Raw genomic sequence first — 23,605 nt, forward strand, 5'->3', positions numbered from 1 at the left:
CTCACTTTCTTTTAAAAAATATTCTATTTTATCTTATGGATATATTACTCTTCCCTTTTCATCAGGTATTCCTGTCTTTCTATAAAAATATGTGTTGATAACATCTCTCCATTCTATTGCATGTTCTTTTTGCATCTTTAATCTCTCATATACTCTGTTGAAAATTTCATCATCAATCTTTCCTTTTAGCTCTTTCCACTTTTCTATAAGCTTATCTACCATCTCAGCTCCTTCAAAGTGAGAGTCATACATAAACTGTATTAGTGTCTTTCCATTTTTAAGCCTAAAATCATACGGCACTCTGTGGAAAAATAGAAGAAGTTCTTCAGGACATTTATTTATATCATCGAATATTTCCTGCCAAGGCTTGTGATACTGCAATGTATAACCTGTTCCTCTTGAAGTTCTGTCAACCCCAATTGCTTTTGTGTCTGCCCGGTGATACGTCCCCCACTTTGAATACTCATACCCTTCCGGGTTTGGACCATAGTGATGACCTGGATTTACCATCCAGCCAAGCCCAAGCGGCGTTGTATATTTTTCGTAGATGGCGTGAGAATTAATAAGCATCCATAAAATGTTTTCAACTACCTTTTTGTCATCTCCAAATGTTAAAATAGTCCACTCTCTTGCTATATCTTCAATCTTTCTGTCCGGGTCCCACGCAAGTTTTCCAAACGTCCACAGATTCGCCTGCGCAAGGTCATGGCCCGTCCAGTTTATGCTATCCCCAATGTTTGAAACACCGGCAAATCCTGCATATTTCCTTCCAAACAGACTTCCATCCACTATTCTCTTTACATATGAACCTTTTCCTTTGCAGTAGGTGTCAAACTCTAAAATCTCTTTCCATAGCGTCCCCAAATAGCAAAGGTGAATTTGCTGCCCCGTATATTCTTGTGTTATTTGAAACTCCATCATCTGGTTTGTCTTTTCCATAGCGCCAAAAAGAGGTGAGACAGGTTCCCTTACCTGAAAATCCATCGGACCATACTTTATTTGTAAAATGACATTTTCTGAAAACCTTCCATCAAGTGGTTTAAAGTTGTCATATGCAGCCTTTGCCCTGTCTGTCTTTGTATCTCTCCAATCCTGCAGGCAATTGTAAACAAATGCACGCCAGATGACAACTCCTCCATAAGGCAAAAGTGCCTCTGCCAGCATGTTTGCTCCATCTGCATGTGTTCTACCGTATACATACGGCCCTGGATTGAACTCAGAGTCAGCTTTTACCAAAAATCCACCAAAGTCTGGTATGTAGCTGTAAATAGTTTTTACAGTGTCCTTCCACCACTTTTGAACGTTTTTGTCAAGCGGGTCTGCAGTGTCAAGACCTCCAATGTAAATTGGACTTGCAAAGTTTATGCTAAGATAAAGTTTTATACCATAGAGTCGGAATATTTCTGCTATTTTTGAAAGGTCATTTAGGTATTTTGGTGTAATCAACCATATGGCTTTATCTCTTACATTTACATTGTTTATCACAACACCATTTATTCCAATTGAGGCAAGAAGCCTTGCATAATCCCCTATACGTTTATAAATGCGTTTTATCCTGCCGTGTGAAAAAAATATTGATTTACCTGCATATCCTCTCTCAACACTTCCATCCATATTATCCCAGTGATTAATAATTCGCAGGGGTGCCTTTGGATTTTCTATACAATTGAGTTCATTTAATTTTGTTTTAAGTCTAAATTTGTTTATCAAATGGAATATCCCATATATTATCCCTTTTTCACTTTTTGACGCAACAATAATGTATTTTTTCTTATTTTCATCTATAACTTTTATTATAAACCCTTCCTCACCTAATGCTTCTTTTTCAACATCGGTTATAAAAGCTTGAAGATTTTCATTTGTCACTTTTCCCAAAACAATTCCATTGTCCACATAAAGATTCAAAGCACTGTTTAATCTTGGCTCAGTCCCAAACAGTACACTTAAAGCCATTTTAAGCTCATTTCCTGCATTTTGAAAATATATATTCTTCTCCAACAACACTATATGTTCCAAAAATTTTTCAACTTCCCAGACATATTCTTTCTTTTCTATAGGTTTATAAGAAAGCCAACACATAGAATATTTGGGGTTACTGCTGCTTGATAAAATCATAGCAAATCCCAGCCTCCCGCAGATTTTTAGAAAACGATTTCTTAAAATACCATAGAAAATTAATCTTCATTGACAGAAACAGAATTTCTAAATTTGGAAGGACTTTTCCCTACATACTCTTCAAATTTTAATGCAAAATAGTCAGGGTCACTATAACCCACTTCCTTTGCTATTTCATAAATCTTCTTATCAGTCTTTAAGAGCAATCTTTTTGCATTTTCAATACGCACAAAATGTAGATATTTATTAAACGGCATATTAAAATGTTTTTTGAACATCCTTCCTAAATATATGGGATTAATATAAAACTGTTGGGCTATGCTTTTTATTGTTAAGTCTCTGTTGTAGTTTTCTTTTATAAACAACTCTATTTTCTTCATAAAGCTTGAGCCATTAAATTTGGAGTTCTGGTCAATGCAATTTATCACCTGGTCTAAAATTTCCATGACTTTGGAAATGAATTTGCTTTTCTGTATGTCTGTCCTAAATATAAACTTTATACTATCAGTTTCGAATAATTGGTATACTTCAAAGTAATCTATTATTTCAAGCACAGCAAAGAGAATATAACCTTTTATTACTTCTGGTGATACTTTATTGTTCTGACACTCATCAAAAAACCTTGAAAGTTTTACATTTATATCTTCAAATCGCTTTTCTTCAATTAGTCTTATCAGCTCTTTTGAAAGTTTTTTATCCTCAAGGTAATGTTCAAATTCCCCTATCTCTGATGCCTCAATGACACCACTCTTTTCGTAAAATTGGGCAAAGTTGAATTTTCTCAAAAGCTGTTTATACAACGTATGTATTTTCTGCGCAGAAACATACTCCTGCACAATTATTGCCTGCAAATTTAATATGTCTCTTATCTCGTCAAAAACCTGTTTAACTAAACTATTTTTCTTATACCCTTGAATGGTGTTTACTACAAAAAGTAAGTTAAAGTAACTATCCCAATAACATTTAATCTCTATACCTTTGTCCAAATACTTGGTATTTACACTTTTTTCTGTTTCCATTAATTTCTCATAAATGGTCAAATCATCTTCATATTGAAAAGCTTCCTGTTTTGAAATTCCAAGATATTTTTTCATTCCATCTTCACTACTACTCACAAGATAATCACCATTTTGTATCTCAAGAGCTTTTATAAAAGCTGAGTTCCTTCTCACATATTCAAATAATTCTTTCTTTTTATAGTCTTCCTTTTCGCTTGATATCCTCGTTTTTATCCTCTCTAAGGTTTGAATAAGCTCATTCTCATCTATAGGTTTTAATAGATAATCATTTACACCATACTTTATAGCTGCCTTTGCAAATTCAAACTCATTGTACCCACTGATAATTATTATTGCTGGTTTGTTTTCAAACTCCTCTGAGACTCTTCTTATCAGCTCAATTCCATCCATTACTGGCATTTTTATATCTGTTATTATTACATCCACCTTCTCACTTTTGAGGATATCAAGGGCTTCCTGACCATTTCCCGCTTCATATGCAATTTCAAATCCAAGCCTTTCCCAATCAATAAGTTTAATTATACCCTTTCTCATGAAAATTTCATCTTCTACCAAAAGAATTTTTATCATGGTTTGCACACCCTCACTATATTTTATGAACAAACACTGGCAACTCTAAAGGAAGTTTGATAATAACCTTTGTGCCTTTCTGAAAAGAACTTTCAATATAAAACTCAGCATTGTCGTTGTAGTACAGCATTAATCTTCTGTAAACGTTTTTAAGCCCAATACTTTTATCATACAATGGATTGTTAAGATTAGCATAAAGCTCCTCAAGCTTTTTCTTGTCCATCCCTATGCCATTGTCAGAAACTTCTATCATTAACTTTACACCCTCTTTTTTTACCCTAACCGTTACTCTGCCACTGTCTTCTTTTTCCTCTATACCATGTATACATGCATTTTCAACAAGCGGCTGAATTGTCATCTTAGGAATTAAACAGTTTTTAGCATCTTCTTCTACAAAAATTTCATATGTCAACTTTTCACCAAATCTGTATTGCTGTATTTTCAAAAAATCTTCTACAAAATTGATTTCTTCCTGAACTGTGGTTATATCATTTCCCCAATAAATAAGCCTCCTTAAAGTCCTTGTCAAGTACTTAATTATCTCAGCTGTCTCCAGTTCATTCTTTAAAACAGAACGCATTCTTATAGAATCCAGTGTGTTGAAAAGGAAATGCGGATTTATTTGACTTTGCAAAGCATTTATCTCTGCCTGTTTCTTTTCCACTTCAAGTGTCTTCTTTTGAATTTCAGAAAGCATTTCCTTCTCTATTAGTTCCTTGAGTCTTACAGTCATATTGTTAAATTCCCTGATTAGGCTGCCAATCTCATCATTCCCTTCCCTGCATGTCAGAATCTCGAAGCGCTGCTTTTTCACCTTTCTTATGTGTCTTTCCAAAAGCTCTAATCTATTTGATAAGGAAGTAGTTATAACCCTTATCAAAAAGGTTGCAAATATCAAGCTTAAAAGCGAAATAAGTAATATAAACTCGATAGCCCTGTATATTTCTCCCATCATATACGAGCGTGAAAATACTCCTACCAGTTTCCAGCCACTCAAAAGAGTTATATCCAGATTATTTACAAATACATACGACCCTTTTGGCACAAATTTACTCGTTTCAAACTTTACAAACGGCTTGGTGAAGATTAGATTATTGTATGTATGGGCTGCAATTATTCTGTTGCTGCTGTCCAGCAAGTAAATCTCTCCGCCAAATACCTCAAAATTTATGGAATTGAAAAAGCTTGAAAGATAAATGTCAATTTTAGCTATTTTGGTATATTTGCTATTGTTCCCTGTTGACGTACTTCTTTGCTCGTATTGATTGAGATTTCTTAACAGCGACACATATCCTTCTTCTCCATTTACTCCACTGTCGCTGGTTGGTATTACAACTATCCCCTGCGGATTATTAATTACTTTATCATACCATTCCTTAACTTCTTGAATATTTAGTTTTCTATAACCGTCACTGTTCAAAATTGTGGAATTGTTTGTATATATTGTAACGCGAGCAATATTTGAATACACATTTCTACCCTGATATATCCTATTTCTCAGATATTGAACATAATTAGAGTAAAAATCATCCATACCATGGTAATCAATGTCAAGCATATCGTTAAGTAAATCATCGGTATACAATGTATTTGAGTACAATATAGCTTCATCAATAACCCTTTTCACATTTGTATTTAAGATATTAAATGCACTTTTTATCTGATTTATTTTCTGCTGCTGAAGATTCTTTACAATGAAAATGGTAAAAATAAAATGGCTCACTATTGTGGGGATTAAAACACAGAGGATATATACAAGAAGCAGCTTTTTTCTGACAGAAAGATTATCTAATTTATCAAGCAGCCTTTCTTTTGAGAATTTAAAAAATTTTTTTAGCACTTTGTTCCACCACAAGCTTTATATCTCCTAAGTTTAATTATATCATAATACGCAATAATATTAACTGTATTTATTTACCCATAAAAAATAAATCAAAGTGGGCGAAAATCACCCACTCCAAACAATTTCAATTATTCTCCTTTCACACTGCCAAGAGTAAGACCCTTTACAAAATATCTCTGTAAGAATGGATATACCATAATAATCGGAGCTGTTGCAACAATTGTCATACTTGCTCTTACTGAGTTTGGAGTAACCTGCTGAGTTTCAGCCATTGCTCCCATTTGATAGTCAGGATTTCTTCCAACCTGCATGCTTACAGATGCCAGAATTTTTTGAAGCTCATACTGAAGGGTACTCAGGTCAGGTCTTTGTGAGTTAAAGATATATACATCAAACCACGAATTCCAATGTCCAACGCCTATAAAGAGTGCTATTGTCGCAACTGCTGGCAGGGTAAGTGGAAAGATTATCTGCCACAAAATTCTAAATTCACTTGCTCCATCAATCTTAGCAGATTCAATCAAACTTGAAGGAAGCGACTCTATATAGCTTCTGACCACAACAACATTAAACATTCCTAAAAGTGCTGGTACAATATAAACCCAAAATGTGTTTAAAAGTCCGAGCGACCTATACAATAAGTAGGTTGGAATTAAACCTGCTCCAAAATACATAGTCAAAACCATTATTGCAGAAAACGGACGTCTTAACACAAAATCTTTTCTTGACAGAGGATAAGCAACAAACATTGTACAAATAATACCCAAGACTGTACCAAGAACTGTTCTTGCAACAGATACTAAAGCTGCATTATAAATCTGTGGATTACTAACAATAATTTCGTAATTCTTCAAAGTCCATTTTCTTGGCCAGATATAAATCCCACCACGAACTGTGTCAAGAGCATCATTAAACGAAATTGCAAGAACGTTCAAGAAAGGATATAAAGTAACAATACCCACAAAAATCAGACTTATATAAACAACCAAGTCAACGATAATATCCTCGGCTGTTTTTTTCTTAAACATCTCAAACATTCCCTCCTGTTTATATAGTTGAAAAACCTTGCCAAGACTTTACTATACCACAGTGGATGCATTCAATTTTGCAGCAACCTTATTTGCAAACAAAACAAGCAAAATACTTACAACGCTCTTGAACATACCAGCAGCTGTAGCATATGAATATCTGTACATTGTAATACCATAGTCAAGAACGTATGTGTCAAGAATTTGAGAGTAATCCTGAACAAGCGGGTTTCTGAGCAAAAGAACCTGTTCAAAACCAGCATTCAAGAGCCAACCAACGTTGAGAATAAGAAGCATGCTAATTGTTGGTGCAATCCCTGGCAGTGTTACATACCTTATCTTTTGCAATCTTCCACAACCATCCACACTTGCAGCATCATAAAGTTCCGGGTCAATACTTGTCATTGCAGCCAAATACACTATAGCATTCCATCCTGTTTCCTTCCAAACATTCGAGAGAGCCAATATCCACCAGAAATAATGTCCTTCGCCCATCCAAACAATTGGCTGTTTTATTATCTTAAGTGACATTAAAATTTGATTGAGTATACCTGACTCAGGTGAAAGCACACTTATAACTATACTCGCCGCCACAACCCAAGAAACAAAGTGAGGAAGATATGAAATTGTTTGAATGGTTCTTTTAAATAACATATTCTTAACTTCGTTTAGCATCAACGCAAGTAAGATAGCTGCTGCAAAGGACGTAACAAGCTTTAAAAAGCTTATAACAATTGTATTTCTCATAGCAAGCCAAAAACCAGAGTCACTAAACAAATCTTTAAACTGTTGCAATCCTACCCATTCTGAACCCCACACACCCTGGAAAGGCCTGTATTCTTTAAATGCAATGACCCACCACCAAAGAGGTATGTAGTGAAACAGTATAACATAAAGTACAAACGGGAATATCATCAAAACTAATTCTTTTTGTTCCTTTACTTTTTGCCAAAAAGTTTTTTTCGAGTCGGTGTAATATACTGCGTCCAAAGCAATTACCTCCTTTGAAAACTTTCATTCCTCTATATTGTAAGTACCCATTAAAAGCAGTGTTAAACCACATAAAAACAAAAATTTTATATAAGGGAAGAGGTAACTTCTTTACCTCTTCCCTTATCCATTTTTACACAATATTACTTAACTTTGATTCCGTACCAATCAGCCATTCTCTGTCTCATTTGCTCTGTATAGAATTCTTCAATTGGCTTTGTATTTATCTTTGCTCTAACCTCTGCCTTGTACTTGTTCCACACCTCATCATATTTGCCTTTTGGAGCCATTATAAGCATTGGTATATACTTTCTTGCAAGGTCGTTAGCAATATTGAGTGGTACCTGGATTTCTTTTTGCTTTTCTGGTGGAATGTTAATTTCCCAAGCATATCCCCAAGGTGGAGATTCAGGTTCATCTGCAAATGGTGGTTCAACAAATGTCTTTGCTTTATAAGCATCAAGGACTTTCTTCTGTGCAGGTGCCCATTGCATGTATGCAATGTCCGGGTCAAGTTCAGGTTTTACATAGTTACCATCTGGAAGTTTCAGCTGCCATCTTGGCCAAATGTTCCAGTAGCCAAGCCCTTCCTGTTTCTGATAAACAGGGTCTCTTGCTTTGTCAATCATAGCTTGAGTTCTGTACATCTTGCCTTTCTTATCAACAAGATAGTCCCTTCCTTTAATACCCCAGAACATGAGCTTTTGCACTTCTGGATTCAACATCTGGTCTAAGAACTGGAACGCTCTTACAGGGTCTTTACATTTTTTAGTAATACTTACTCCATCTCGAGTTCCGATTGACTGAAGCATGACATATCTTGATTTTTTAACTCCTTTGAATACAATACCAAACGGAACAAGGATTCTATCGTCTTCATTGTTCTTTCTTAAGGTATTGAATGCAGTGTTAAAATGCCATGACCTTCCCCAGCTTGTTACAACTCTACCTTGAGCAACTTTCGCTGCCCATTGGTCATATGTTTGAACAAAAGCTTCTTTATCAAAAAGACCTTCATTCCACAGAGCATTTAGCGCCTTGTATGCTTTATACATTCCTATTCCCGCCGGGTCATAGCTTGCTTTATATGTTTTTGGATCAACTTGTACAGTATCTGCAACCAAACCATTCAAACCTGTTGCTGGGTCCTGAATTACATAAAATCTTGCACCCTCTGTAATTGCTGACATACCTATTACAGGCATACCTTTATACTTTGGATATTTCTTGACATAGTTTCTTATCATTGGTACTAAATCTTCCCAGTACTTTAACCTTGGCCAGTTATTCTTTTGCAGCATGTCAATCATAACATAGAGACCTTCACCGCTTGCACTCGGTGAAACTTCACCTCTTGTGTAGCTCAAGAAGTAAATGTGTCCATCTGCCTGGCGCAATTTTTTCAAATCAGCAGATGAATAAGCCTTCTTTGTCCACTGACCATATTTTTCAATATAATTGTCCAGAGGAACCAATGCCTTGTTCTGAATAAACTGTTTGTGCTCACCGCTACCATACACAAGGTCTGGCAAGTCTCCAGATGCAAGCATAAGTGATATTTTTGTTGCCTGGTCCATTCCTACAAAGTGTTCGATTTTTAGTCTCACACCTGTCTTTTTAGTAATTTCCTGACCAATAGCAGTGCTAAAGATATCTGGGTGATATTGTACTGTTGCATCTGCACTAAACATTGTAAATGTTACAATCTTTTTTGATGCACCTTCAACCTTCTGGGAAGATACAGGTACAATCCCACCCAGCACTGCAGAGATAATGAAAACAAGCGCTACCACAATAGAGATTTTTCTTATAAATTTCAAATTTACACGCCTCCCCTCCTTGAATTTTTATTTAGGATGAACAATTATCATCCTCTACTGTTCATTTTACATAGTATTTAGATAAAAACAACCCTTAAAATCTAACATATTTCCCCCATAAAATTGATATGTCAAAAAACTATATTTTCCCAAATTCTTGAACAGCCCACATATATATTTTGATATTCTCAAGAGGAGTACCTGAAGCAACAGAACCTGCAGGTGTCTCGATAAAGTTTCCATCCTCTTTTAAAACTTGCATATCCCTCTTTACATATTCAATAATTTCCTCTGCGCTTCCGTTTCTCAATACAAATGGTGGCATCTGGCCATAAATCAACGCATGTGGCATGAGCTTTCTTATCGTAGCAGGGTGAATTTCAGGTCCAAAATTAACGCTGTTTACTCCAAGTTCATTTAAAATAGGAATTAGGTGCTGCATATTGCTATCTGAATGTTGATAGCGCGTATCTTCTTTTCTTGGTGCGAAGTTTTTAAACAAACTCTCCAAAATAGGTGCACAGTACCTTTCATAAAGCTTGGGAGAAAACAAAAAGCAGTTATCATCATTAATTGCAATTCCGTTATATTCAACTTCACAATAACCTCTTAAATTTTTTATATACTCCACAAGTTTTTCCTTTAATATTTTAAAAAACTCATCCACAAGCTCTGGTTCATCCATTAGTAGCATACAAAGATTTGTTGTCCCTAATAAACTTGTTGCAATTGTAGCAGGTCCTCTTGTCATATGTCCCCATATTAGTTTCTTGCCAGTTAGATTCTCGTAATCTTCTTTTTCCTTCAAAAGTTCAGGTGTAACCACTTTTTTTACATCAATCTTCTCCATCTTTTCTATAAAACTTTTTACCTCATCTAAACTTTCAATTGCCGGCTCAAGCCAAGGCGTTCCACCTTCTGATATCACAACCTTTGAACCCATTATAACCTCAAATCTTGTTGGCTCTGGAGGGTCAAGCTCTTCTTCTGAATAAAACTTTCTTCCAAGCTCTTTTTCCAAAATATCATTAGCTTTTTTATGAATTTGAAGCCTGTATGATTTGTCAGAGTAATAATCAACTGTTGAAAAAGGACCAACCAGCTCAAACAAAAAATGGTCGTCAAGCCAAAAGTGTATAGGAATCCTTGTCTTTTTGTCAAAATTCAACCGACAAAAATCATTTTCTTCCCAGAATTTTTTTACATCAAATTTAGATAAGTCCACAAGAACCCTCCTCCTTTGTTGGTATTATTTTTTATACTACAAAAATTTATAGGGAAGACCTCTAAAATAGGAGGTCTTCCCTATAAAATATACCACAATTTTATTCCAAGTTTAGTTCCAATTCTTTACTCTCCAGCGAATCATCTCTGTCTTGAACTGCTCATACACTTTGTAATTTGTCTTTTCAAATGCCTGAACATATTCTTTCCATATTCTTTCAAAGTCAGCATCTGTTTTAGCCATTACAAGCTGCGGCAGATATTTTCTCTGAACTTCACTCATCTTCTGTGTCGCAATGGTTACTTGTGTCTTGTCAGCAGGAATATTGATTTCCCATGCAAATCCATAAGGTGTTTCAAGTGGTGGGTCTGTAAATGGAGGTTGCATGAAATATTTAGCTTTGTAAGCATCAAGAACTTTCTTCTCAGCTGGTGTAAAGTTCTTGTATACATACTCTGGATCAAATCCTGGCTCTCTGTAATTTCCATCCTGCAGCTTCAAATATGCATGCGGGAATACCCACCAGTATCCAAGCCCTTGTTTCTTTCTGTAAACAGAATCTTCTCTCTGTTTTTTCTGTTTGTCTGTTAGGTACATTTTTCCGTTTTTGTCTACACTGTAATCAACACCTTTTATTCCCCAGTACATAAGTTTTTGAGCTTCTAAAGAGCACAGAGTATCAAGGAACTTAAATGCTGTGACAGGGTCTTTACACTTCTTTGTTATGCTAATACCATCTCTTGCGCCAATTGGCTGAATCATAAGATATCTTGCTCTTTGAACACCTTTGTAGACAACCGGGAAGGATATATGCATTCTATTGTATTTCTTTGCATTTTTCAAAGAAGCCTCTGCATCATACCCAAATTGCCACCACTGGTCATAGAATCCTACAACCCTACCCTGAGCAATCTTGGAAAGATATGTGTCATAGTTTTGAACAAAAACTTCTTTGTCGATAAGTCCCTCTTTCCACATCTTATTCAAATCTTTGTAATATCTCTTTGAACCTCCCATTGTTGCATAAACTTTTGCTTCATATGTCTTTGGGTCAACAATCACATCACCATCATTTTGATATCCCATCAAATATGAAGGTGGATTTGTTAGTGTGAAGAATCTCCAGCTTTCAGTAATGAATGTAAATCCAATAGTTGGCTTTCCTTCTATTGTTGGGTTTTTCTTTACATAATCTCTAATGAGCTGCTGATAGTCCTCCCAATACCTTACCTTTGGCCACTTTGCTTTTTCAAGAAGGTCAATTGGTAGCCAGAACCCATCTGGTTTGAGGTCTGGTGTTATTTCGTTTCTGTACGGTGATAAGAAATAAATTTTTCCATCTTTTTGTCTTAGCCTCTTCAAATCTTTTGCACTGTAAATTTGTTTGCAATATTTTCCGTATTTTTGAATATAGTTATCAAGTGGTACTAAAACACCTGCTTCAATCAATTTTCCATGTTCCTGGTGCCCGTGAATCAAATCTGGCAAATCACCAGATGCCAACATAAGACCAATCTTTGTTGCCTCATCCTGTCCCGCTAAGTATTCGATTTTAAGCTTTACACCTGTGAGCTTTGTAATCTCTTTACCGATTGGCGTGCTAAACAGGTCTGGATGAGGGTCTGCATTTGAATCTCCATAGAAAAATGTCAATGTCTTTACGGGTTGATTGCTTGAAGCCGCTTTCACAGAATCAGATTTTAAACTTGGGAATGTAACAAGACTTGAAAAAATGAACACAAAACAGACAAACCAAGCAAAAGATTTTAATTTTTTTGACATACCAAACCCTCCTCACTGTATATTTTGACATTTCCAAGGGCAAAAAGACTTTAAAAATTGTGAATCTGAAATAAATTATAACTATAAATTGTAGAAATGTAACCCTGAAAAATTTTATATTTTTCCCCCGCAAAATTGACTTTTTTTAAATCCTGATAAATCTAAAAGTTTATAATTAATCCACAAACATTTCTGCTAAACTAAATCCACTCTATTTTTTGCTCATTACTTTTTTCTTGACAAGTCCTAAGAGTTGATAATAAAATTATTGAAAATCGTAAATTAGGGGTGTGCTAATTTGTTCAGAGAAGTAATTAATACAATTTCTCCCTATATCCCTGGCAAGCCTATTTCTGAGGTGAAAAGAGAGCTTGGCCTTGAAAAGGTAATAAAACTTGCTTCAAATGAAAATCCTTTAGGACCATCACAAAATGTGAAAAAAGCTTTGTTGCAAAACTTGGATGAACTTGGTATTTACCCGGATGGAAATTGCACAGAATTAAAACTCAAGCTTTCAAAAAAGCTGGGTGTAAAACCATCGCAGATACTTCTGGGAGCAGGTTCTGATGAAATCACTCAATTTATTGCAGCTGTGTTCATAAATCCAGGTGACAATGCAATAATGGCAAAACCTTCTTTTCCACGATACGAAACAGTCACAAAAGTGATGGGCGGTGTGCCAATTGAACTTCCATTAAAAGATTTTACCCATGATTTAGAGGCTTTCTACAACAATATAAATGAAAGAACAAAGGTAATATGGATTTGCAATCCAAACAACCCAACCGGTACAATTGTTAAAAGAAAGGAGTTATATGATTTTATAAAGTCAGTACCCTCACACATTGCGGTTGTTGTTGACCAGGCTTATAAAGAATACATCGATGATCCAGAATACCCAGATGCCACAGAGTGGCTCAATGAATTTGAAAATCTCATTGTTCTTCAGACATTTTCAAAGATCTATGGTCTTGCCGCTTTAAGAGTTGGATATGCAATAGCATCAGAGGAGATCATTGAAAAATTAAACAGAGTAAGACCACCTTTTAATGTAAATCACTTGGCACAGATTGCAGCTATTTTTGCTCTTGACGATGAAGAGCATGTGAATAAGGCAAAAGAGCTAAACAAAAAGTCTCTCGAATTTTTCTATAAAAGCTTTGAAGAGATGGGTCTTCCTTATATAAAATCATATGGAAATTTTGTGATGGTAGATGTAAAGAAGGATGCTGTTGAGGTGTTCAAAAAGCTCCTTTTAAAAGGTATAATTGTAAGACCAGGCGACATATTTGGTATGCCAACATATTTGAGAGTTACAACAGGGCAGGAAGGTGATAATATGGGATTCATAAAGGCTTTGAAAGAAATTCTGTAGAAAAAGAAAATTTGAAGAATGGTAGAACGGATGCAAACTGTAGTAAAATAAAAAATGGTAGTATGGAGGCGATGAATATGATTATTGTAATGAAAAAGGACTGTAAAGAGTCAGATATTGAAGAGGTTGTAAAGCTTATCACATCACTGGGCCTGCGGCCCCACATTTCACAGGGCGTTGAAAGAACTGTAATTGGCGTTATTGGCGATGAGAGAATTCTGTCTGATGTCCCTATTGAACTTTTACCAGGTGTTGACAGAATAATACCAATCCTTGAGAGCTACAAACTTGCAAGCAGAACATTCAAACCTGAACCTACAGTTATAAAAATCAAAGATGTGGAGATTGGCGGAGATTCAGTCACGCTCATTGGTGGTCCTTGTGCAATTGAAAGTTATCAGCAGATGTTTGAAGTTGCAGAAAAGATTAAAAGAAGCGGTGCGAAGATTCTGCGTGGCGGAGCTTACAAGCCAAGAACATCTCCATATTCTTTCCAGGGCCTTGAGGAAGAAGGATTGAAAATCTTAAAAGAAGCTGCACAAAAGTACGACCTTTTAGTTATAACAGAGGTAATAAGCGAAAGTGCTGTTGACAGAGCGTATGACTATGTAGATATTTTCCAAATTGGTGCAAGAAATATGCAAAATTTTAATTTACTAAAATATGTGGGAAGACAAGACAAGCCTGTTCTTCTCAAAAGAGGCCTTGCAGCAACAATTGAAGAGTGGCTGAATGCTGCTGAATATATATTGAGCGAAGGAAATCCAAATGTTATTCTGTGCGAAAGAGGAATAAGGACATTTGAGACAGCAACAAGAAACACTTTGGACATTTCAGCAATCCCTGTTGTAAAAGAAAAAAGTCATCTTCCAATAATAGTTGACCCAAGCCATGCAGCAGGGAAAGCAAAGTATGTTCCAGCACTTTCAAAAGCGGCAATTGCAGCTGGGGCTGATGGGCTTATGATTGAGGTCCATCCAAACCCGCAAAAGGCTCTATCTGACGGGCCTCAGTCAATCACACCTGAGGAGTTTGACAAACTTGTAAAAGAGATATCTTTAATAGCAAAATCAATTGGAAAGAGTGTATAGAGGAAATGGTGAGGGAAAGGATACTCATAGCAGGGCTTGGTCTCATTGGCGGTTCACTTGCAAAAGCTTTTAGAAAATGCGGGTATGAAATTCATGCTTACGATGTAAACAAAAGTGCAGTTGAAAAGGCTATTTGTGAAGGTATTGTAAAAGAGAAGATTGAGGATTTAGATGAGGCAGAGGATGAGTATGCCTTTAGTTTTATATGCGTTCCTGTATTAGAAAGTATACCCATTCTTAGCAAACTATCGTCAAAAATCAAAAATGGAATCATAACAGATGTTGGAAGTACAAAAACTCAGATTTGCAAGTATTCCATCGAACATAAAATTACCAATTTCATCGGTGGACATCCCATGGCAGGCACTGAAAAGATAGGCTATGAATATTCATTTGATGCACTCTTTAATGGTGCATACTACTTCATAACTCCAACTGGGATGAATAGAAAAGAGGATATTGAAAAGCTTAAGAATCTTTTGCAATCAATAGGTTGCCAGGTTGAGGAGATTGACTTTGAACTTCACGACAAAATAACAGCTGTTATTTCACACCTTCCACATGTCGTGTCTGCAGGGCTTGTGAATATGTTAAGTAGTAGCGAGATATATTGCAAATTTGCTGGAGGAGGGTTTAAAGATATAACCCGTATCTCCTCCTCCAGTCCAAAAATGTGGGCAGATATATCAATCTCCAACAAGAACGTGTTGCTTGAACTCATTGAGGCTTATATTGAACTTCTGAAAAACTTCAAATTAAGTTTGCAAAGTGAAAACTATGATGAAATTTACTCTTATTTTGAAAAAGCAAAATTAATTAGAGATAAGATTGTGAGTGATGGAAAGTGAATGTTAAGATAGACGGAAGAAGAAAAATAAACTCAAATGTAGCTGTTCCTTCTGACAAGTCAATATCCCACAGAAGTATCATGATTGGAAGCTTGGCAAAAGGTGTGACAGAGATAGAAAACTTTCTCTTTTCGGATGATTGCTTGGCCACCATCAATTGTTTTAAAAATCTTGGCACTGACATAGAAATTCGAAATGACAAAATAATTGTCAAAGGAAATGACTTTAATCTCTTTGCTCCAAAACAGATATTAGACTGTCAAAATTCAGGAACAACCACAAGACTTCTTCTTGGAATTTTATCAACCCAGGAATTTGAGTCCATTTTGACAGGTGACAGCTCCCTTAAAAAAAGACCAATGAAAAGGGTCACTCTGCCTCTTTCTCAAATGGGAGCTGAGTTTGAGTTCTTAGAAAAAGAAGATTTCCTGCCTATTAAGGTAAAAGGCAGTAAAAAATTAAAACCGATTGAATATACCTTACCTATTCCAAGTGCGCAGGTAAAATCTGCATTGATTTTTGCGTCTTTAAGAGCTGAAGGTAAAAGCGTCATAAAAGAAAGTCCTAAATCAAGAGACCACACAGAACTGATGTTAAAACATGCGGGAGCAAATATAAAAAGCTGGGAAGAAGATGGGGTATATACAGTAGAGATACTGCCAAGTCAAGTTTCCAGTATAAAGATAAAAATTCCATCAGATATATCATCTGCAGCATTTTTTATTGTTCTTGCACTGATATGTGAAGGTAGCTCAGTGGTAATTGAAAACTGCATTTTAAACCCAACAAGAACAGGTATAATTGATGTGCTAAAACAGATGGGTGCTGATATTAGAATTGAAGATGTAGAAAATAGAAATGGAGAGCTTGTGGGAAAAATAATTGCAAGAAGCAGCAACCTAAAAGGTATAAAGGTTGACAAAAATGATATTCCCCGCATTATAGACGAAATACCTATTTTGGCAGTTGCAGCGGCATTTGCCGAAGGTAAAACCACAATCGATAACGCTTCTGAGCTGAGAGTAAAAGAGAGTGATAGGATAAAGACAACAGTTCAGATGCTAAAAAGTTTCGGTGCTGATTGCTATGAACTTGAAGACGGACTTGAGATAATAGGCTCAAGGGAAAAACTCAAAAGTGCAGTTGTAAACTCGTATAAAGACCACAGAATAGCAATGGCAGCATCTATCATGGCGTGTGCAGTCGAGGGCGAGAGTACCATTTTGGATGCAGAGTGTGCATCAATCTCTTTCCCGAACTTTTACGACATTCTTTTTTCGTCAACAAAAAAGATATAAAAAAGGGGCTGTTGGCCCCTTTTTTAGCAATATACAATCTCCACATTTTTCTCTCTGATTGCATTTTCCTGGCTTGGCGGCAGTATCTTGTCTGTGAAGATGAAATCAACATCGTCAAGTGTTGCAATGTTCACTAAAGCTGTCTTGTTCATCTTTGTGTGGTCTGCTATCATGTAGACTTTATCTGCTATCTCAATCATGAGCTTTTTGACCTGAGCTTCAAGCTCGTTCGACTCTGTAAATCCTTTCTCAATATCAAAACCTTTACAGGATATTATTGCTTTGTTTGCATTTAAAGACCGCAAAGTCTGTTCAGCTATCGGTCCAACAAGCGACAAAGATTTGTTTCTGAGCGTTCCTCCAGTTGAGATAACCTTTATTGTGTCTTCAAAAACTTTTAGCTCATTGATTATCTGCTCTGAGTTTGTAATGACAGTAATTTTCTTTTTTGTTTTTAAAAGCTTTGCAACCTGAAGCGCAGATGTGCTCGAATCCATCACAAGAGTATCGCCGTCTTCAATATATTTTATTAAGCTCAGTGCTATCTGCTTTTTACCCTCTATGTTTGTAACATTTCTAAACTCAAAAGGAATATCAACATTGTAGTTCTCAACCAATACTGCTCCGCCATACGTTCTTTTCAAAAGTCCTTCTTTTTCAAGCTTTTCAAGGTCACGCCTTATTGTCTCTTCTGTAACATTGAAAAGTTTTGCAAGTTCAGGGACAAGCACGCTTTTGTTTTCATTCAACATCGCCATAATCTTTTGTCTTCGCTCAATCGCAAGCACCTTTTCTTTTTACCTCCTTATTCTGTTTTGGTTACTTTATGTTTGTTTTTATTATATCACATTTGAGTTTTGTTTGCTATTTTTAAATAATCTTTTCTTGTCATTCCCATAATAATAACATCGTGAAATCTTCCCTCAATAAACCTTGCCTCTCTCAAAATACCTTCAATCTTAAATCCACATTTTTGATATGCTTTAATTGCCCTTACATTCTCATCGAAAGTATCAAGTTCTATTCTATTGATATCAAGGGTATCAAAAAGATATTTCACAAACGCTTTAATTGCATCGGTGCCAAATCCTTTTCCCCAGTAGTTCTTTTCTCCAATATGTATGCCAAGAACTACCACCTTGTTGACAGAATCATAATCTCTATAGGAAATAGAACCAATAGGTTTTTTTGTTTCCTTTGTTTCTATAATAAATCTTTTAACAGAAGAGGATGAACGTCTGTAATACCATCTTCTAAACTCACCTATAGTAACATTTGAAATATTTGTTTCTGCTCTTGCCCAGTAGGCAACTTCTGGGTCATTTGCCCATTTTTGAAGATATTTTAAGTCTCCCCACCTAACCTCTCTGATATTCACAAGCTCACCTTGTGCTATTACCAATTTCTTTCACACCTTTTCCAAATATGCTACAACCCCGTAAGGAGTAACTTCTGCTATTGCAAACGACCTTGAACCATCCCTTGAAAAAGCTAAACTTCCCGGATTTAAAAAGAGGATGCTGTCTGAATAAAACTCCTCCTGCTGATGAGTATGACCAAAAAAGCAGGCATCCACTCTAAATGCTTTTGCATGATTTACAATAAGGTCATATGTTGACTTCACAGAGTACATATGACCATGGGTAATGAGTATTTTTTTGCCGCCAAGCTCAATTATCTTCTCAGCCGGAAAATCCTTCGTAAAGTCATTGTTGCCCCTTACAATCTCAAATTTGAGATTGGGAAACCTGCTTTGTAGATAAATTGCATCTTTTACCAAATCTCCAAGGTGAATGCACATCTGAACATTCTTTTCGTACTTTTTTATAATTCTCTCTGCATCATATACAATCCCATGTGTATCACTTATCACAAGTACCTTCATTGTAAATCTCACCCAGAATCTTTTTTAAGTTTTCAAAAGCTTTTGCTCTGTGAGATATTTGGTTCTTTATTTGGCTGTCAAGCTCTGCAAATGTCTTGTCAAATCCATCAGGTACAAACACAGGGTCATAACCAAAACCATTTTCACCTCTTGGTTCAAATGCAATTTTGCCACGGCAAATACCTTTTGTCTGATATATCCTACCTTGCTGGTCAATAAAGACAAGAACACATACAAACTGCGCACCTCTTTTGTCTTCTGGCACATCTTTTAGCTCATCCAAAAGTTTTTTTATTCTATCCTCATCTGTGGCTCTCTCTCCTGCATACCTTGCAGACATCACACCCGGCCTTCCACCTAAAGCATCCACCTCAAGCCCAGAATCATCAGCAAGTGTGGGCTGCCTGTAAAGTGAATACACAGTCTTTGCCTTTTTTAGAGCATTCTCTTCAAACGTGCTGCCATCTTCTATGATGTTTATATTGCCATCAAAATCGTTTAGTGTAACCACGTCGTCAAAATAATTTTCAATGAGCTGTTTTATCTCTCTTGCTTTTCCCTCATTCTTGGTCGCAACGAGAAGTTTTCTCATCTTTCGGCACACTCCCAACAAGATTGCAGTCCTCACCCAAAACTTCTTTCTGTACTTCTATTATCTTTTGTATACCTTGTTTTCCAAGCTCTAAAAGTCTCTGGAACTGCTCCCATGAAAATGGAGCCCCTTCAGCAGTTCCCTGTATCTCAATAAACTCACCTTTATCGTTCATGACAAGATTCATGTCAACTGCAGCTTTAGAGTCTTCTTCAAAGCAAAGGTCAAGCATTTCAACACCGTCGCAAATTCCCACAGATACAGCCGCAACAAAGTCTGTTATAGGAAAGTTTTCAATTATCTTTTCATCGTAAAGCTTTTTGCACGCATCAAACATGGCAATAAACCCGCCAGTGATGGAAGCTGTGCGTGTTCCACCGTCTGCCTGAATTACATCGCAGTCTATGATTATTACCCTTTCTCCAAGCGCTTTAAAGTTTATACCAGCTCTGAGCGCTCTGCCGATAAGTCTTTGAATTTCGTGACTTCTTCCACTGAGCCTCAGTTTATTTATATCTCTTACATTTCTCTGCTGGGTTGCACGGGGTAGCATTGAGTATTCAGCTGTTATCCACCCTTCCCCACTTCCCTTTTTAAACGGTGGTACCTTGTCGTCAATCGTTGCTGTGACAATCACTTTTGTGTTGCCCATTTCGATAAGGCACGAACCTTCTGCATATTTGATGAAGTTTCGTGTTATTTTTATTGGTCGAAGTTCATCGTAAGCTCTCTGGTCTTGTCTCATTATCTTTTTGCTCCTTTCCTTTTACAGTCTTATTTTTAAACTGTTAAGCTTGAACTGGTCCATATCTATATTTTCTTTCAAGTCGTACTGGTCAAGATAAGGTTCTTTTCCATCTACTGATAGTTTTAAAAATTTAAGCATTCTATCTATTTCCCTTGCAGTAAAGCATATTGAAGAAAGAATGATATCTACCTCGCTACTTCCTTTGAGGTTCAAAAGTTCTTTTGACAAGTCAATATACAAAGTATTTTCTTTTAACTTTACATTATTCAATTTTAACCCATTTAACTTAGAAAATCTATAGCTAAGACTATTGATTAAACTTTTTTGTGCAAATGTCATGGGAATATTTTTGAATTTCTCTGGAATATCTATCCACTTAGGAACAAGAAAAACCTCTGACAAAACTTTCTGAGGAACAAAAATTATAACCTGTCCTGCCTTTTTTCGCTCAAAGGCTTTGTTTGTATAACTTTTCCCTTCATTGTAAAAGTATACTCTATCTATATTTTCAAACGATGTCAAGTAATAAGTTATTGCCCTGATGTAAAAATCTAAATACTTTTGTTTGTAAAACTCGCTATTCAAGTCGATGGTTGCAGCGCCATTTTCAATTTTCAAGAAGTTTATCTTCACACTGTCAGGAAAGATACAAAAAAGCCCAAAACTTCTGAGATTACGCTGTCGAGAAGCAGAAAAAATGGAAAGTTCAAGCCCTCTTTTTGCAACATCAAGTGTCTTGGTTGAGAAAACTTCTGTCAACACCAAATTGTAATTTTTATCGCAAAAAATAGTTTTAATACTTGCAAGATTCTCACTTTGTCCAGTTTGTTGAGAAAAATAAACATCACTTTCCACAACTTCAAATTTGATACTATCGTCCATTTGAGAGGTCTTGTTAGCGTAAGTACTTTCCTGTGAGGTGGAAGATAGACTTTCCCAGCTGCAACCTGCCAAGAAGATTAAAAAAGAAAGCACAGCAAAAAAAATAATTCTTTTTCTCATTCTAAACCACCCTTTCAAAAAGTTATGTTAATCTTTCATATTAAGAAGAATATTTAATCTTTGGGCGGCTTAGAACAAGAAAAAGAACTTAAAAAAATCTTTGATATCTTATCTTCTGGCAAGAAGCATGATAATCAGCGATGTCAATGAAAAACAAATACTCACAAGATATAAAAACAAGACTGTCTGTTTCTGATTCAAACCTGCTTCCAAAAGCCTAAAATGCACCTGGCTTCTGTCAGCCTGATAAATAGGCTTGCCTTCTTTGATTCTCTTGAATATGACAAAAAGGTTATCAAAAATGGGAAGTCCAAGTGTCAAAATGGGTACTATCAGTGATACTACCGTTGCAACCTTAAAAGTCCCTTCTACAGCAATTGTCCCAAGAACAAACCCTAAAAAAGTGGCACCGCTGTCGCCCATAAAGATTTTAGCCGGATGACGATTGAATATCAAAAACGCAGAAGACACACCCACTAAAGCTGCTGCCATATATGTTGAAACCCTTGCAGTTGATATTATGCTCAGGTTCATCAGTGCAACAAAAAACAGGGTTGTCCCGGAAATTGTGGTAATACCAGCTGCAAGTCCGTCTATCCCATCAATAAAGTTTATAACAGTGGTCACTCCAAAAAGCCAAATAACTGTTGCTATATACTGGAACCAAACAGGAAAGCTTATGAATTTATGTGTAAAAGGATTTGTAATCCCTTCAATCTGTATTCCCATAAAGAATACTATTGAACATGCCAAAATCTGCACAATGAATTTTGGCAGGGCACTGAGGTCTTTCCCCTGGGATTTATACCAGTCATCTAAAAGACCTATTGCTAAAATCAAACATGAAGCAATAAAAAATCCTAAAAATTCCTTGCTAAAACCTCTTATCAAAAACTGGGATATGAAAAAAGCTAAAAAGAGAGCTATACCGCCTGTCACCGGTATAGGTGTTGAATGAATTTTTCGGGGATTGGGTCTGTCTACAAACCCCAGCTCAATAGATTTTTTCTGCACATACGGTGTGATGATGGTTACAAGGACAAATGCTACCAAAAACGAAAGCGCGTCTTTTATCACAAGCTCAGCCATGGTTAGTCCCTCCAAAGATTTTGAGGCTCTTTAGTTTTTGTAAAATCAGCGTAAGAAGATAATCATACAGAATAAAAATAACTTCTGAAGAAATAACTGTAAGAAGTATTCCATATTTGAAATGCGGAATCTCTTTTATAATTAGTTTGAACATAAAATATAAAATAATTAACGCAAGGTTGTAATACAAAAGCTTTAAAAAAAACTCTACATAAATGGGAAAGCCTTTTTCACATAAAGCCTTTATTATAGGATATAGACCAAAAATTAAAATATAAACCATTGCTACAAGCTTGTTAGGAATTAAAAATATCCCTAACAAAGAACTTGCAATATATACTAAAAATCCCTCTTTAATTCCAAAGAGCCAAACCATTATCATGATACTTACAGAGCAAAGTATATAAAATATGCTATTTGCTCGTGGCAAGATTGAAGCAAATATCAAAAAGATTATTGTCAGTGCCACCATCATACCTGCGTATGTAATTTTCCTCGTACTCAAATATTCATCACCTTTTCATAAAAGAAGGTTTTTATGGGTTTTAACCCATATTTTTGAGGCATTATTATCTGTTCGGTTGAACCTACAAACAAAATACCATTCATGACAAGCGACTTGTTAAAATTTCTGTAGACCATATCCTTCGCTTCTTCAGTAAAGTATATTAAGACATTTCGGCATACAATCAGGTCCATGTCCTTTGGATATGGGTCTTTTAAAAGGTCATGGTGTTTGAACTCAACACATCTTTTTATCTCATCACTTATGTAATATAATTCTCCATTTTCTCTAAAAAACCTTCTTACAAATTCCTGAGGCAGTCCTTCTAAGCTCTTTTTCATATATACTCCTTCTTTTGCTTTTCTTATAGCATCATCGTCAATATCGGTTGCTAAAATTTTTATCTCACTCAAAGGGAAAAATCTTGTCAAAAGCATTACGATTGAATATGGTTCTTCACCTGTGGAACAGGCAGCAGACCATATCTTGGGTCTCTTTGTCCTCTTTAGTATATACGGCATGATTTCTTTTTCGAGTATCTCCCACTGTTGAGGGTTTCTGTAAAACTCTGAGACGTTGATTGTCAAATAATTTATAAACTCGTTGAAAAGTTTCTGGTCCTTTGTCAACGCATTATAATAATCTGCAAAAGTTTCAAACCCGTTTTTTTTCATGAGCGACTCAATTCTTCTTTTCATTTGTTTTTCTTTATAATACGAAAGATTTATCCCTACATACTCCCAAATCTTTTTTTTAAACCATTCATAATCAAGCTGCATA

21 protein-coding genes are annotated in these 23,605 nt (G+C 35.9%); 4 read left to right on the forward strand and 17 right to left on the reverse strand.

Features of this window, described 5'->3' with window-relative positions; translation table 11 throughout:
* Nucleotides 1–33: 33 nt before the first annotated feature.
* From OTK01_RS09120 to OTK01_RS09155, 8 genes are all read right to left on the reverse strand, one after another.
* A complete protein-coding gene (locus OTK01_RS09120) occupies nt 34–2,115 on the reverse strand; it encodes an alpha-glucuronidase family glycosyl hydrolase (RefSeq protein ID WP_029228735.1) in 2,082 nt (693 codons plus the stop codon).
* Between the two features lie 59 nt (nt 2,116–2,174).
* Nucleotides 2,175–3,704 carry a response regulator transcription factor gene (locus OTK01_RS09125; RefSeq protein ID WP_029228736.1) on the reverse strand — a complete coding sequence of 510 codons (1,530 nt, stop codon included), beginning with the start codon at nt 3,702–3,704 and terminating at the stop codon, nt 2,175–2,177.
* A gap of 16 nt (nt 3,705–3,720) precedes the next feature.
* A complete protein-coding gene (locus OTK01_RS09130; RefSeq protein ID WP_029228737.1) occupies nt 3,721–5,559 on the reverse strand; it encodes a sensor histidine kinase in 1,839 nt (612 codons plus the stop codon).
* A gap of 116 nt (nt 5,560–5,675) precedes the next feature.
* Nucleotides 5,676–6,575: a carbohydrate ABC transporter permease gene (locus OTK01_RS09135; protein ID WP_013403698.1), complete on the reverse strand. Its 900-nt coding sequence runs from the start codon at nt 6,573–6,575 to the stop codon at nt 5,676–5,678.
* 51 nt (nt 6,576–6,626) lie between these two features.
* On the reverse strand, nt 6,627–7,565 hold the full coding sequence (locus tag OTK01_RS09140; protein ID WP_013433073.1) for an ABC transporter permease: 939 nt from the start codon (nt 7,563–7,565) through the stop codon (nt 6,627–6,629).
* A 143-nt stretch (nt 7,566–7,708) separates the two neighbouring features.
* Entirely contained in the window at nt 7,709–9,385 is a 1,677-nt protein-coding gene (locus OTK01_RS09145; RefSeq protein WP_029228738.1) for an ABC transporter substrate-binding protein, read from the reverse strand.
* 139 nt (nt 9,386–9,524) lie between these two features.
* Nucleotides 9,525–10,610, reverse strand: a complete 1,086-nt coding sequence (locus OTK01_RS09150) for a uroporphyrinogen decarboxylase family protein (RefSeq protein ID WP_029228739.1) — start codon at nt 10,608–10,610, stop codon at nt 9,525–9,527.
* Nucleotides 10,611–10,721: 111 nt separating this feature from the next.
* Nucleotides 10,722–12,392 carry an ABC transporter substrate-binding protein gene (locus tag OTK01_RS09155; RefSeq protein WP_029228740.1) on the reverse strand — a complete coding sequence of 557 codons (1,671 nt, stop codon included), beginning with the start codon at nt 12,390–12,392 and terminating at the stop codon, nt 10,722–10,724.
* Between the two features lie 298 nt (nt 12,393–12,690).
* Between OTK01_RS09155 and hisC the strand changes: the two genes are divergently transcribed.
* From hisC to aroA, 4 genes are all read left to right on the forward strand, one after another.
* Entirely contained in the window at nt 12,691–13,767 is a 1,077-nt protein-coding gene (hisC, locus tag OTK01_RS09160; RefSeq protein WP_029228741.1) for a histidinol-phosphate transaminase, read from the forward strand.
* 77 nt (nt 13,768–13,844) lie between these two features.
* On the forward strand, nt 13,845–14,858 hold the full coding sequence (gene aroF, locus OTK01_RS09165; protein ID WP_029228742.1) for a 3-deoxy-7-phosphoheptulonate synthase: 1,014 nt from the start codon (nt 13,845–13,847) through the stop codon (nt 14,856–14,858).
* Between the two features lie 5 nt (nt 14,859–14,863).
* On the forward strand, nt 14,864–15,706 hold the full coding sequence (locus tag OTK01_RS09170; protein ID WP_014042600.1) for a prephenate dehydrogenase: 843 nt from the start codon (nt 14,864–14,866) through the stop codon (nt 15,704–15,706).
* Nucleotides 15,703–17,004 (forward strand): 3-phosphoshikimate 1-carboxyvinyltransferase, encoded by a 1,302-nt coding sequence (gene aroA / locus OTK01_RS09175; protein WP_029228743.1) that lies wholly within the window; start codon nt 15,703–15,705, stop codon nt 17,002–17,004. The genes OTK01_RS09170 and aroA overlap by 4 nt, the downstream gene beginning before the upstream one ends.
* A 23-nt stretch (nt 17,005–17,027) precedes the next feature.
* Here the strand turns inward: aroA and OTK01_RS09180 are convergent, their stop codons facing one another.
* The 9 genes from OTK01_RS09180 to OTK01_RS09220 all read right to left on the reverse strand — a co-directional run bounded on the left by OTK01_RS09180 (nt 17,028) and on the right by OTK01_RS09220 (nt 23,604).
* A complete protein-coding gene (locus OTK01_RS09180) occupies nt 17,028–17,792 on the reverse strand; it encodes a DeoR/GlpR family DNA-binding transcription regulator (protein ID WP_015907385.1) in 765 nt (254 codons plus the stop codon).
* Nucleotides 17,793–17,848: 56 nt separating this feature from the next.
* A complete protein-coding gene (locus tag OTK01_RS09185) occupies nt 17,849–18,406 on the reverse strand; it encodes a GNAT family N-acetyltransferase (RefSeq protein WP_029228744.1) in 558 nt (185 codons plus the stop codon).
* A 6-nt stretch (nt 18,407–18,412) separates the two neighbouring features.
* Nucleotides 18,413–18,889 carry a metallophosphoesterase gene (locus tag OTK01_RS09190; protein ID WP_029228745.1) on the reverse strand — a complete coding sequence of 159 codons (477 nt, stop codon included), beginning with the start codon at nt 18,887–18,889 and terminating at the stop codon, nt 18,413–18,415.
* Nucleotides 18,867–19,481: an XTP/dITP diphosphatase gene (locus OTK01_RS09195; RefSeq protein WP_029228746.1), complete on the reverse strand. Its 615-nt coding sequence runs from the start codon at nt 19,479–19,481 to the stop codon at nt 18,867–18,869. The genes OTK01_RS09190 and OTK01_RS09195 overlap by 23 nt, the downstream gene beginning before the upstream one ends.
* Nucleotides 19,450–20,226 (reverse strand): ribonuclease PH, encoded by a 777-nt coding sequence (gene rph / locus OTK01_RS09200; RefSeq protein ID WP_029228747.1) that lies wholly within the window; start codon nt 20,224–20,226, stop codon nt 19,450–19,452. The genes OTK01_RS09195 and rph overlap by 32 nt, the downstream gene beginning before the upstream one ends.
* A 21-nt stretch (nt 20,227–20,247) precedes the next feature.
* Nucleotides 20,248–21,231 (reverse strand): GerMN domain-containing protein, encoded by a 984-nt coding sequence (locus OTK01_RS09205; protein ID WP_029228748.1) that lies wholly within the window; start codon nt 21,229–21,231, stop codon nt 20,248–20,250.
* A gap of 108 nt (nt 21,232–21,339) precedes the next feature.
* Entirely contained in the window at nt 21,340–22,320 is a 981-nt protein-coding gene (locus OTK01_RS09210) for an MraY family glycosyltransferase (protein ID WP_013433087.1), read from the reverse strand.
* Nucleotides 22,313–22,825, reverse strand: coding sequence for an ECF transporter S component (locus OTK01_RS09215; RefSeq protein WP_029228749.1), 513 nt, complete (start codon nt 22,823–22,825; stop codon nt 22,313–22,315). Before OTK01_RS09215 ends, OTK01_RS09210 begins: the two co-directional genes overlap by 8 nt.
* Complete coding sequence (locus OTK01_RS09220) at nt 22,822–23,604, reverse strand: CheR family methyltransferase (RefSeq protein ID WP_014042608.1); 783 nt, start codon at nt 23,602–23,604, stop codon at nt 22,822–22,824. The genes OTK01_RS09215 and OTK01_RS09220 overlap by 4 nt, the downstream gene beginning before the upstream one ends.
* Nucleotide 23,605 lies beyond the last annotated feature (1 nt).

It is taken from the genome of Caldicellulosiruptor acetigenus (assembly GCF_026914305.1).
GTDB lineage: Bacteria > Bacillota > Thermoanaerobacteria > Caldicellulosiruptorales > Caldicellulosiruptoraceae > Caldicellulosiruptor > Caldicellulosiruptor acetigenus.